This is a genomic window from Allocoleopsis sp., assembly GCF_036703385.1.
In the GTDB taxonomy this organism is placed as follows: domain Bacteria; phylum Cyanobacteriota; class Cyanobacteriia; order Cyanobacteriales; family Coleofasciculaceae; genus Allocoleopsis.
Genome location: NZ_DATNPA010000237.1, coordinates 1 through 12587 on the forward strand (window position 1 = coordinate 1; position 12587 = coordinate 12587).

General features: G+C 47.1%; 10 protein-coding genes and 1 pseudogene. 4 read left to right on the forward strand and 7 right to left on the reverse strand.

Annotated elements, in window-relative coordinates:
• The 4 genes from V6C93_RS11490 to V6C93_RS11505 all read right to left on the reverse strand — a co-directional run.
• The coding region (locus tag V6C93_RS11490) for a filamentous hemagglutinin N-terminal domain-containing protein (protein ID WP_333476795.1) at positions 1–1911 on the reverse strand (1911 nt) is incomplete at its 3' end.
• Between the two features lie 450 nt (positions 1912–2361).
• Entirely contained in the window at positions 2362–3099 is a 738-nt protein-coding gene (locus tag V6C93_RS11495) for an acetoacetate decarboxylase family protein (RefSeq protein WP_333476796.1), read from the reverse strand.
• A gap of 234 nt (positions 3100–3333) precedes the next feature.
• Entirely contained in the window at positions 3334–4611 is a 1278-nt protein-coding gene (locus tag V6C93_RS11500) for a mannosyltransferase family protein (RefSeq protein ID WP_333476797.1), read from the reverse strand.
• Positions 4612–4710: 99 nt separating this feature from the next.
• Entirely contained in the window at positions 4711–6825 is a 2115-nt protein-coding gene (locus tag V6C93_RS11505; protein WP_333476798.1) for a S8 family serine peptidase, read from the reverse strand.
• Between the two features lie 284 nt (positions 6826–7109).
• Between V6C93_RS11505 and V6C93_RS11510 the strand changes: the two genes are divergently transcribed.
• From V6C93_RS11510 to grxD, 3 genes are all read left to right on the forward strand, one after another.
• Positions 7110–7736: a hypothetical protein gene (locus V6C93_RS11510; RefSeq protein WP_333476799.1), complete on the forward strand. Its 627-nt coding sequence runs from the start codon at positions 7110–7112 to the stop codon at positions 7734–7736.
• Positions 7737–7777: 41 nt separating this feature from the next.
• A complete protein-coding gene (locus V6C93_RS11515; protein ID WP_333476800.1) occupies positions 7778–8038 on the forward strand; it encodes a BolA family transcriptional regulator in 261 nt (86 codons plus the stop codon).
• Between the two features lie 75 nt (positions 8039–8113).
• Complete coding sequence (gene grxD / locus V6C93_RS11520; RefSeq protein WP_333476801.1) at positions 8114–8437, forward strand: Grx4 family monothiol glutaredoxin; 324 nt, start codon at positions 8114–8116, stop codon at positions 8435–8437.
• 245 nt (positions 8438–8682) lie between these two features.
• On the opposite strand, the gene V6C93_RS11525 is transcribed toward grxD, so the two are convergent.
• Complete coding sequence (locus V6C93_RS11525) at positions 8683–8940, reverse strand: DUF6761 family protein (protein ID WP_333476802.1); 258 nt, start codon at positions 8938–8940, stop codon at positions 8683–8685.
• A gap of 577 nt (positions 8941–9517) precedes the next feature.
• On the opposite strand from V6C93_RS11525, the gene V6C93_RS11530 reads away from it, so the two are divergent.
• Complete coding sequence (locus tag V6C93_RS11530) at positions 9518–10291, forward strand: response regulator transcription factor (RefSeq protein WP_333476803.1); 774 nt, start codon at positions 9518–9520, stop codon at positions 10289–10291.
• Positions 10292–10563: 272 nt separating this feature from the next.
• Here the strand turns inward: V6C93_RS11530 and V6C93_RS11535 are convergent, their stop codons facing one another.
• Both V6C93_RS11535 and V6C93_RS11540 read right to left on the reverse strand, forming a co-directional pair.
• On the reverse strand, positions 10564–11319 hold the full coding sequence (locus tag V6C93_RS11535) for an ABC transporter ATP-binding protein (protein WP_333476804.1): 756 nt from the start codon (positions 11317–11319) through the stop codon (positions 10564–10566).
• Positions 11320–11989: 670 nt separating this feature from the next.
• A pseudogene (locus V6C93_RS11540) lies at positions 11990–12587 on the reverse strand (hypothetical protein); the annotation flags it as partial.

Sequence of the window (12587 nt, forward strand, 5' to 3'; positions counted from 1 at the left end):
TGTTCCCGGTGGGTTGGTTGTTCCCGGTGGGTTGGTTGTTCCCGGTGGGTTGGTTGTTCCCGGTGGGGTGATGATTCCGCCGCCTGCAATTATGAACGGTTTGCCTGCCTCAATTCCTGCTCCCTGATTACTGTAATTGAACTCGCCTTTTGTAAGGCTGCCGGGAGTACTAATAGTTATAGTGCCTGAATTGCCGGCTCCCTGGTCACTTGTATCTATGTTGTTAACTACAATGTTGCCCCCGGCAGCCAACAAGTAGACAGAACCAGCATTGCCCCCATCCAAATCCCTCGCATTTATATCGCCTGTCGTAATGTTTCCTAGGGCAGTTAATCTTACATGTCCAGCATCACCTGGAGTCTGATCAGAAGTATTGATATTCCCTACATTAATGCTCTTGGCTGCCGTCAAAATCAGCGACGGAGTGGTGGTCAGAGTCGTAAAATCTGGATCGGTGATGGGAATCGAAGCAGGAGTATCAGGTTGGGTAATGGTAATAGAGCCGGCTGTGATATTACCGCTTAAAGAAACTACCTTGAGGGCTGCCCCTGTGTAGTTACCGAGTGAAATGTCACCTACAGAGGTAATGATGGGGTCTAAAATGCTGCTGACGTCGCCGCTGAACCTGACGCTACCACCACTAGTGATGTGGCTATCAAACGAGGTATTAGGGCTGAATACGTTAAAGTTGCCGCCACTTTGAAAGGATGGTGCATTTGGAGAGTTCAGTGCCAGGACATCAACGGCTTGATTACCTTGAATCTTAATATTTTCTCCAGCGTGGGCGAGAAAAGGATTGGCGGCAGTATCTCGTACCCTCACCGTATTCTGTGCTAGTAGATTTAAGTCACCCGTTGTCTGCAACTGACTCTCTACTAGGGTGAGGTTATTTCCAGCTGACAATGTTGCTGTCTGAGCCGTTACACTCCCCTTGATTGCGACATCTCCAGGCTGAATTAGAAGACCAGACCCCACCAGTTCTACCTGACCCGAGCTATTAACCACCATACCCGTAGCTTGACCGCTACCCGTCAACAGTTGAGGTAAGGTGTTGAGAGTGATGTTGGCAACATCTGAGGCAGGAACCTCTAGGCTGAGTATGTTCCCTGGTACACTCAGCTGTACCGTACTCTGACCTGGAACGGCCTTAACGGTGATTTGTCCTCCTGGTGCATTCAAGCTGCCAGTACTAACAACCGTACCCCCCACCAGCGACAAATTTTCTCCCTGCCCTACAGCTAGCTGACCCATATTGACAACGGCTCCTGGGGTCTGGGATGTTGCGAAGACGAAGTTACTCGGTGTACCGAGCAATGCTGCGTAGTTATTGGGTTCGGTCGCGCTAAATAACTGATTATTAAATGCAATACCAGTAGCTGTGGTAGCCGTGAAAGAGGCTGGGACATTCAAGCTAGCATTCGGGCCAAAAACAATCCCAGCAGGATTCATGATGTAGAGATTGGCAAGATTCGGGTTGTTGCCCGTAACTTGAATGACTCCGTTAATGAAAGAAGCGTTGCCGCCAGTAACGCGAGCTAGGATATTCTGAATAGATGGGTTGGAGAGGAAGTTGGCTATCTGACCCTGATCCAAACCAAACTGACTGAAGCTGTGGAAAAGATTTGCGCCTGACTGGGTACCGCCTCCTATGTCAAATTTGTTTGGGCTGCTGTTAGGAGTGGTAACGAGAGTGCCCGTGCCATCAGCCGCCGGCACAATTGATTGTGCCAGTGCGAAATCCCACGAAGGAACAAGTGAGAGGGCGAAAGGTATTAACCATAAGCCGATGTGTTTCCCTTTCCGTACCCAATAGTCCTTTGCACCCAATGTAGCATCAGACTTACCTTCGGGTATAATGGTTTTTTCCCGTTCCGCAGGATTGGTGACAAGCAATCCGCTGACTGTAAACACGGTACATTTCCCCTAGCTTTTTTAGATTTAAACACGTCGTTGTTACAACGTGCTGCACTTTCAGCTCAACTCCAGCCTCCGAATTACAGATATATATATAAATTCGGTGAGACTGCACCCATTAGATCTTTATTACTAGTTTTCCGTATCACTACTTTGAGTTTGCTCGTTTGTGAGATATCCGTGGAAAAAGTTTTTGATTTTATAACGCTTCACTAGTATTTTAAGCTAGCTTAGCTCCTGTAAGATCACCACTTATCCTCTCTGTGGCACAACTTAGTCACAGGAAAACTTGCAAAACTCAAGCTAAAGGGTTCTTAGAAGAGAGAACAGCTCTCACTGTATAGGTCTATTGTCTGAGTCAGGTGATAGACCCGTTCCCTGTTAAGTATATCTGAGCGAGTTGTTCTATCTTTATATCTATAGCTACACTTTCGAGGAACTATCGGCTTACAGCGGACTGACTACAGGTTCTCTGTATCCTATACTTTTTGGTGCACCAACGACTACATGCAGCTGATGCCAGTAGAGGGTTAACCAAGGAGAATCTAAGCCTAGGTTGGCAAAAGGACTCTCAGGAGGGACTTGCAATTGCGCCGCGACTAGGCTAAGGCGAGACTCAAACTTACTTTTGAATAACAAAATAGAAGCTGATTGCGTGCTAAAAGCATCTGCGCTTAACCGTAGTTGTAACCCGAATTTGGGTGGGTTGTAGCTGAGGTTGCACAGGTTTCGTTCTTTTTGACAGATAATGAGGCGATGACTATAAACTGAAGTGTGACCCTTGTTTTTCTCCCAAGTAAATTCCGCCAATTCCTTCGGTAATCCCCAAATATTTCGACCCCCCGCCACAGAGTCGGCACTATCTACATAAATATGGGAAATCCAGCCTCCGAGTTGGCCTGAATAATTGACTAAACCAGCGGTAACAATGAGTTCGCTATACTCCAGCACAGAACCTGAACCGTAGTGAGAAAAATAAATCCCTCCTACAGTTTTTCCGGGTAAGACACAAATGAGATCAAACTCTGGGGGGATGAATGGGCGTACTCGTTCAACATCGAGCAACTGCCAGGTTTGGATCGCATAGCCTTGAAGCGCCCAAGGTGCGTTTGGATAATCATTTCTACATATTCTGCACTGAGATTTAGTTGTATTAAGCCTTTTTGCTAAACAAATAAACATCATCACTTAGATAGGTAATACCGAGTTGTGTTCAAAGATAGTAGATGGGTATTGATAGGGAGAAAGATAAAGTAGTACGTTTGATTGTAATATTGTAATTTCCTATTAATGCGACCTCATGCATTAAGGACTTTTGCCGTCTTGATGGTAAAGGGTAAAACAATCTTTCTTCTCTTTTTCCTTCTCCTTTAACCGTTTCCCTGACTTCTGCAAGAAGTTTATTGAAATGGGGGCAGTCTACCCAGCCCAAAGTTGCTGAGCAAATCGAATAGCAAGGCTGACCAGTAATAGGCTAAAAAAGCCCATTGTTGCGTATCCCCAACGAGGATAGCGGGCAAGCAACAAACCGATCGCGATCGCTAGGGACACAATACCGTATGCGTAACGCTCAGCAGAGGTAGTCCTGCCAGAACTCAGGATTAAGGCAAAACTAAAAAAGCCATAAGCAACCGCAACCCGACTGATTTGGGCTCGAAAATGCCACAGCAAGTAGCCACCCCCAAAAACCATCACCGCGTTAATCAAGGGTGTTCCTGCCAATAGCCACAACAGAAGAACTAGGCTAGAAAAGCCACAGACGACTTTAAGGGGACTGAGTTGGCTACGCCAGCGCCATAATAAATAACCGCAACCACATGCGATCGCAAATAATAGGGGATGCCAAGGGTCTGTAATTGAGCCACTTTTCCAGTTTGCGGAACCCGCTGCAATTTGCACCAGCATCTTCAACCAACCTTGTCCATAAAACGCTTGTGGAGGTTGCCACTCCCGTTGGTTCAGCAGAAAGGCTAGGGGTTCTCCAAACTGAATCCCACAATAGAGAGCATACAGAAGTAGACCGGCACTGGTAGCCAGAGTAGCAACGTAAGCGATCGCACCTCGGCGTTCTCTCCACGCTACGATCAGAAACGCAGGAACCAAAGCCATTCCTGTGGGACGGGTAGCGGTGGCGAGTGCCCCCCACAGACTTACCCAGGCATATTCCTGTTTATCGAAGGCTCGCAACGCAGCGGTGCTGAACAGAAGAAACAGCCCCTCGGTATAAATCACAGTCCCGAACAGGGAGAACGGACACCATACCAAAGCAGCGGTTGCCCAACGAGCCGCTTGTTTACCATGACGCTCTTCTACCCAAACGTACAGAACGATTACGGCTCCCAGAAAGGCAAGATTGTTCACCAATGTGCCTGCCACTTCAAACGGCAAGCCCAGGGACATAACCGCACGAATCGCTAGGGGCAAGAGCGGGAAAAACACAATATTATGTGGCTTACCGTCATGGGCGTATTCATAGCCTGAGGTAACAATCTGCTTGTAGTATTGACTATCCCAGCGAGAAAAGATTTCCCAGCCTACATGAGCCTCAATGCCATCTGGGGGAGCTGGGAGTAAAGGGGCAATTAGCAACATAGCAACAGCAATGACTAGTCGGCTGAATAGCCACATCGTCACTGCAAAGAGCAATCCATTAGACCCTAACCAAACTAAAAATGAACGCTGAAGGTTCAAAGGCATTGGATGTTTCAAAAGCCCTCTTGGGCGGTTGGAGCAATCCTGCTGTCTAACGGCGAGTTGTGAAACCAAGAATCCTCGTTGCTCAATTCGCCAGGAGTGTCAAACCCCTAAGAGCAATTCCCAGCTCTTGAGTATACCAGTATCCATCGGTGCATAATCGATCACCTGCAACTGCCAAGCCCCCGCCGCCGATTGATTCAGAAATTGTTTGAGGCCTGGTGTAGTTTCCACCGAATACGTTTTTTGTAACTGAGACAAAGCACCAAGCGTGCGATTTTGCAACAAGACAATTTGACCATTGGGAGCTTTCAACGTTACCTCAATATCTCCCAAAAAGTCGTGTTGAATATCGACAGTGATCTGAATCTCTCGCACAGAGGCCGAATCATTGACTCGAATTGCACTAGTAATACCTTGAGGGTTGTCGTCGGGAATCGCCAATGGGTTGTCATTGTGTCCAGAAAGACGCCGGATACCGGTTTGGGGACTGAGGGGTGTTTTTTGCTTGGCAGCTTGTACGGCCTTAAAAGCATTGACCTTGCCATAGCCAAACCACTGAGAATGACCGTTTGTATCATAAGTGCCCAGTCGCAGCCCCAACTGGGGATCGGCATCACGGTCAACGATTTTATCCCCTGTTTCTTGAAGAATGCGCTTCACGTCCTGCGCCGTGAGTTCGGGATTAGCCGAGATAACCAGCGCCGCAACGCCTGCCACAACGGGACAGGCACTAGAAGTACCCCCAAACGTACTCACATAGTCCCCAGTCTCATACCCTAGCGTCCCGACTAAGTCAGCACTGAAGACACCTAACCCAGGAGTGGGTGCAGTTACTTCGGGTGCTGTACTGATATAGCCAGTGCGCTCAAACCACATTCCTGGTGGTGCGTTGTTGCTGGGCGCACACACTGAGACATTGGTACCCCAGTTACTATAGATTGCTTTTTTGCTCAGGCTAGTACAGGCAGACACGGTAATCACATCGGGATGAATGGTGAAGCCACCCAGCCAGTTCGTGGGTCCTTTGAGCAAATCGTTGGGCCAACTTTTCTCGTACACCGTACCACTTACGGGACGATTGGCATTACCTGCCGCAAAGACAATGACACAGCCTTTCCCTTGGCGTCCTTGGGTGGCAGCACGGGTGACGGCAGCGCGTTGCCGTAGGGAGAGGGGAAAGTAAACGGTGGCAGCCCCCCAACTGCAAGAAATGACGCTGGCGTCTTGGGCGATGCAATAGTCAAACAGCTGTTCTATCGTGTCATCATCCAAAAAGCCTGTGGTGCGGATGGGCATTAGGGCACAGCCGGGAGCGACACCCACAATACCGATACCGTTTTCTTCCGCAACGGCGATTCCCGCGCAGGCGGTGCCATGACTTTCTTCGGACGTATCCGGTAGGGGCACGAAGTCTTGGTCTTTGAAGTCTTTGGGGCCAACGATTTTGCCAGTTCCCTGAAAGTCTGGGTGGTTTAAATCGATCGCATCATCGGCAACTGCCACGACTACAGAGCGATCGCCCCGCGTAATATCCCAAGCTTTTTCTACATTAATATGGGAATTCGCCGCTAATAATGAGCCGCCTGAATGGTTGAGATACCATTGCTGGGGATAGAAGGGGTCTTTTGGGCGGTAGTGAGGTTCTTTTGGGATGACAATTTCGGGTTCAGCGATGAGAATTTCTGGGCGCCCGATCAGTCGGTTGGCAATTTTGATCGGATTTTCTGTAGAGTTAGGCGTGAGTTTAAAGACGAAGGTGTTGGGGATACCAACCACAGGTTTCATGGTTTGCAAGCTAAATTCGGCGGTAACTTGTGCGATTACCTCCTCATCTGCTTCCGGGGTAAATTGAATCGTGAGTTGGTCGGTCAGGTAGACCAGTGTCTCTGGATTATTTTTGAGCTGGTAAACATGACTCGTAAAGGCAACTCCGTCATTCTCCCTCGCCGCCTGCATTGCCGCATCCCGTTGTTCGGGAGCTACTTTAAATTCTTCGAGCTTGGCGCGAGGAATGGTTTGCTCGTGTTCGGCGGGTAAAGTTTGCGCGATATCCTCTACCACCGTTGCAGAAGTCGGGCGAACTGTAAAGCGATCGCTCACTTTCTCAATCGCCAGTTCTTCACCTCCCCGTTGCAGAAGTACGCCCACACTTTGTTCGGGGACACCCGTTGTAGCGCGAGAATCGTCTGGTGTAAAGTCTGGGCGACTGGTCATCGACTATACTCCTTAACCTTAAATCCAAAATTTTAACTGAATCGCCAGAAAGTCCCTGAGTATAACAAATGTGGTAGCGATCGCGACCTCAGGAGCATCGGCGTGACGCTCGTGCGTGGTTATTTCACACTGGACAGTTAGGAAACTTTCAGACAGTTTTTTCAGTCTAATCCTCGCAACACTTTGGCTCTTGCCTTACCAGAAAACTGCAACGTTAAGAATGGTCTGGCAATGATAAGATACCCAAAGTTTTCAATACGTTTTGTATTACCCCCAATTCTTGCATGGTTTTCTCTGGAACTGTCCGAACGCTTCGCTTGATCTGCCTGGTTGGTTTACCCTTCACGGCTTCCTTGGCGTTGCTGCCACCAGCACGCGCTGAAAATCCTGTACCTCCGCTGCCAGCAGGTGCCAGTGATACGCAGCCCGACTTGACCGACCCCAATAATATGCGACCCCTGAATCAGGATGGCAGCATTCTCAGCCTGCCAGGTGGGCAACGTTTGATGGGAGAGGCAAATAATGCTGTGACGGCTCAGAACTATACCTTGGCAGCCAAAAAACTCCAAGATGCACGTCAAGTCTTCAATCAGCTATCTAATTTTTATTTACAACTGTCTTCCAGTTTCTCAGGAATCGATAACCGAGTTTACGAAGGCAACCGGAAAAAAGCACTGGAAACCGCTGAAATGCGGGATGAAGCCACCTATCAACTGGCTCTTGTGCATCGGGCGCAAAATCAGCCAGAACTGGCTGTACCCTTGTTAATTCAGATTGTTCGTTCTCAAAATCCGACACGCGAACTCGGCAAGAAAGCCTATCAACAGCTATTTGAGCTAGGATTTGTTGACTCCCCCTATCCCAAACCACGTGGAAACGAGTCCACGTCCTCCACGACTCCTGGCAAGTAAATTATTATATGTGAGACGTTTGAAGCGAAACGGGAGTTTCAATGATTAGCCCACAGCAAGTTGAGGCATTGATCAAGGCAGAGATACCCGATGCTCAGGTGCAGGTTCAAGATTTAACAGGCGGTGGTGACCATCTTCAAGCCATTGTCGTTTCTTCCCAGTTTGAAGGCAAGTCTCTAATCAAACAGCACCAGCTGGTTTACGGAGCACTGCGTCAGGAGATGGCAACTGAAGCGATTCACGCCTTAGCGCTTAAAACCTACACACCTGAACGTTGGAAAGCCACAGGTCAGGCCGTTTAAGCGACAATTAACTAAGAGTTCTCTTTACAGTCCCCCAACTAACGCTATACAAGATAGCCGCATTTACGCAAAGCTATGACTCCAGAACTAAAAGAGCGCATTGACAACTTAGTCAGCCAGAACAAGATTCTGGTTTTCATGAAGGGCAACAAGCTGATGCCCCAGTGTGGTTTTTCCAATAACGTTGTCCAGATTCTGAACACGCTAGGCGTACCCTATGAAACTGTAGACGTTTTGAGCGATTCCGACATTCGTCAGGGAATCAAGGAGTATTCCAACTGGCCTACAATTCCCCAAGTCTATATCAATGGTGAGTTCGTCGGCGGATCGGATGTGCTGATTGAGCTGTATCAACAAGGTGAATTACAGCAACTGGTAGAAGTTGCCCTAGCTTCTTAAATCACTCAAGTGCTGTCCGATAAATCGAGTCGTGGCTAGCCGACTTCCAGAGAAAAGTTATGCTAAGACTTTTAAGTCCGCTTCGGCGGACTTTTTTATCGTTTCGATATCCCAATTTTTCCTAAAAAATATCAATAGTTAGTGAAAGAATTCAGGATTACTTAAACCTTTAAGGAAAAAATGTAAATAGGCAGTTGAACTCAATTCAACTGTCTATTTACGAAAAAGCAGAAAGTACGGCATACCTAGTAGTAGTCGGATTCGGGCTCCGGCATAGGCATAGCTATCATTTCAAAGTTAGATGGGTCGCGCAGATAGCGCATTGCTTCTTCCTCCAAACGGTGGATGAGGTAAACTTCCAGGGCGTTAGTATGCCGAAGAGCATCGACGTAGCCATCCACATACAGCCGTAGGTCATCATAGCGGTAACCTCTGTTCCACATAAAAACCAGAGCGTCGGTAAGCTGCTGGTAGTAGCGTATGGTGCGGGTATCTTGAATCATAGAGTAAAGACTTTTGAGTTATGAATTTTAAGATTAGAGGGGCAAGCTGTCAATCCGATAATTATTAATTAACAACTACAGATGACGACTGACTATCCTCCTACTTCTTATTGTGCCTGAGACAAACTAGCGTTGCTCCTAACTTGAGAAAGAAAGACCTCTTTCATGTTGTTCAGACTCGCTACAGAGATAGCTGTTGGCAAACTCTAGGGCCTAGCCGTACATACATCATTTAGTCGCTCTTTTACGGGTGGAGTCAAAAAGTCCGAGTTGTACGGTGTTGCTGAGCTAGGGGCTGTTTTTGGTCATCGGCGATTTTTCTCAGGGCTCCAGGAGAAAGCTAAGATAATTTAACTTTTGTTTATTTTATTGTATCGCTGATTCTCCAGACGTTTTTCCAGATAAGCACCCATGAACTCTCGTCGCCAACGAGAATTTATAACCTTCAACCAACCCTTGGGGTTTTCGGAAGGAGTACAACCGACGAACCTTAAACCCACTGAAGTAGCCTTTGTTACAAAATCTTGACATTAGCTCTGTTAACCTGAAACGCACCGCGTGAAGGAAGTAGGTTGCTGTGGCAACGGTTTGTATTCAAATTATCGAGGGAAACCCCCACTTGCGATCGCTACTCGGCTGGCACTTACAGCAAGCTGGTCATTGGGTTCACCAATCTGCTACGATTCATCAGGCCAGAGAGACATTTTACAGTCGTCAACCAACTCTGGTCATTCTTGATTCTGACCTACCGGATGGCGATGGGATCGAGTTTTGCCGTTGGCTACAGCAGCAGCGACAGTCACTCATCCTCATGCTATCGGCTCGCAATACAGAAAGTGATATCGTCACGGGTCTTCGAGCAGGGGCTGATGACTATCTCACCAAGCCCTTCGGTATGCAAGAGTTTATGGCAAGGGTTGAGGCATTAATTCGGCGCGTCCGCGTGACGAATGCCCCAATGTCTCTGGACTACGGCGACCTCAAAATTGATTTAGTACAGCGTCGTGTCCGCTTCAAGGACGAGTTGATTGACCTAACACCACAGGAATTTAGCTTGCTCTATGTACTGGCACAGGCTGAAGGCACACCTTTGAGTCGTTCGGAATTACTGCGCCGCGCTTGGCCTGATGCGATTGACAATCCGCGCACCATTGACACTCACGTTCTCTCCCTGCGTAAAAAAATTGAAACTGATCCTCGGCAACCCAGCATAATTCAAACGGTTCGCAATATCGGGTATCGGTTCAATCCGTCGCTGCTTCAAGGGAATCCAACTCCAACTCCAGAACTAGCCACTCACAGGAATAATGGGCGTCCTCCTCTACGAGTGGCAGCGAGGCCATCGTTTTGAGCGGTGTACCTTGGGAGTGTACTGCAATACCTTGTCCTACAAGAGAGGCGGTTTCAACCGCCAAGTGCAAGATGTTAAAATCTATAACCCTTTTCATCTCTTGAGCTACTGTTATACTCTGCGAACTCTGAGCTCTGTGGTAACTTGCGGCAAGCCGCTACGCGTCTACCTAAAAAAAAGAGTTAGTCAATCCGGATTTCATCTGAAAGGCACTTTAGTATCTACTACCAAAAGGATGTAAATTACGAATTACGGATTACGAATTACGAATTTCAAAGCCACTCTTGAGCCGCTTGAGCTTCAGCCTGCACTAGCGTTTCTCGTAACTGTTGCCAGTTGATTTGGTCTGCTGGGGTGTCCTGAAGAAGTTGACCCTGTTGTAAATACAACACTCGTGTACAAAACAGCTGAGTCATATCTAGCTGATGATTGACCATCAAAATCGACATATTATCCTTATCAGCCAGGTCAGCTAAGACACCCAGAATGCGAGAGGCAGTACCCGCATCTAGAGCAGAAGTTGGCTCATCCAGTAGTAGAATTTTGGGTTGGAGGACTAAGGCTCGTGCGATCGCAACCAGTTGTCGCTGTCCCACAGAAAGTTGTAACTCTGTTCGCTCTAGCCAGTCAAGAGGGATGTACAGTAACTCCCGACAGCTTTCCAGACGTTCCTGAATCTGTCGTTGTGGTAATTGTTGCAACTTGAGGGGGTAAGCTAAAGCCTCCTGAACCGTCATTCCTAACAGCTTCGGCTCTTGAGGAACTAGCATCACTTGGTGCCGTAATTGGATAACGGGAATTTTCCGAATATCCTGGTCTTGGAGATAAATAGCTCCACTCGTCGGCTCGCTCAGTCGGTTCAATAACCGTAGCAGCGAAGACTTACCAGCGCCCGATGGGCCAATAATACAGAGGCGCGAACCCGCAGCCACCTCAAAAGAAATGTTGCTCAGTAAATACTGAGCACTTAAAGATGTCGTCAGACTTAGCTGCTCGACACGTAGTTGGGGAATCTGTGTTGTTCGCAAAATTGAGCTGTCCTTAACCCTAATGTTAGGAGTATGTCACGAAGGCTGAATGTGTACCCCAGACCACAGCTCCATATTAGCTTCAGCGAACTCGCCGCGAGCTTGTTCTCCTTTCTTTACTTCTCAGATAGAGAGCAACACACCAGAGAAATTCAGTCTTTTTGGAAAAATAACAAAGAAGTACTGGCCACTCTCTCGATTAGAACATCCTTCGATCTTCTCCCTCATGGCAAAGCTTAGAAAGAATAGACCTATCTTGAAAGTCTAGGTTCATCCTTCGTTGTGAGCGACAGCTCATGGTGTCTCTTGCTCTCATTCAATTTTTGCCCCCCTAACCCCCCATGAATAAAAGGCTTCGTCCTTACTCCTCTCCTCTTTTAGGGGAGAACGAGAGGGGTGAGGGGAACCGGAATCTCAAAGTCCCCCATAATTGGGGGATTTAGGGGGCATTCCAGGATTTATGCAAGAGGTCTAATGGCTTTGATGCTACTAGAGGAAATACAAGCTTAATCTGTATAGAGGATTTGCGATCGCTCGATAAACGCTCAGCTTCACATCCCTCACATGGGAGCGCTTAAGTTGCCATGTCCTCTACCTGTCCGTTGGGGAATCTTTACCCGAACAGGAACTTGAACATCTTGCCAAACTGAGCAATGAATTCGATACATGATTAAGAGTTGCGATCCATTTCTAACCTTAAATATAACTCTCTCTCCATTTGCACCAGCCGTTGCCTGTAAATCATAGTTTCTGAAACATCTTCAAAGAAGATAAAAATGTTTTTATCTTCTTGCTTCTCTGATTTTTTTGTATCATCTATCATAACGTATAAATTGATATATTCCGGTCTACTCTGATTTGCCGCTCTTGCAATACCTTTGATTTCAAAATTATTATATTCTTTATTTATAATTTTCTTGAACACTTGCTCAAGCCCGACCAACTCTGGGAAAGCATATTGTACTTTATCTCCTATTTTAAGGAGTTCGGGGTAATCACAATAATCTAGGAGGTTTGGAGATATATATTGAATTAATAATTCGTCGCTAACAACAATATACTCTACTGCTTTTGCCTTAAAAAAATTTCGGACTACTGAGAAGGAAGGCGTAATAATTGCATTAGTTAAGTTGTTTTTTTCTGCAGGGCTCAAACGATAGCCTAAGCCATGAACAGTGTCGATGATTTTGACAGAGGTATCAATTTTATTAAAAGCTTTTCTTAGTCCTTTTATATGGGAACGAATATTACTCTGTGTAGGGCACTTA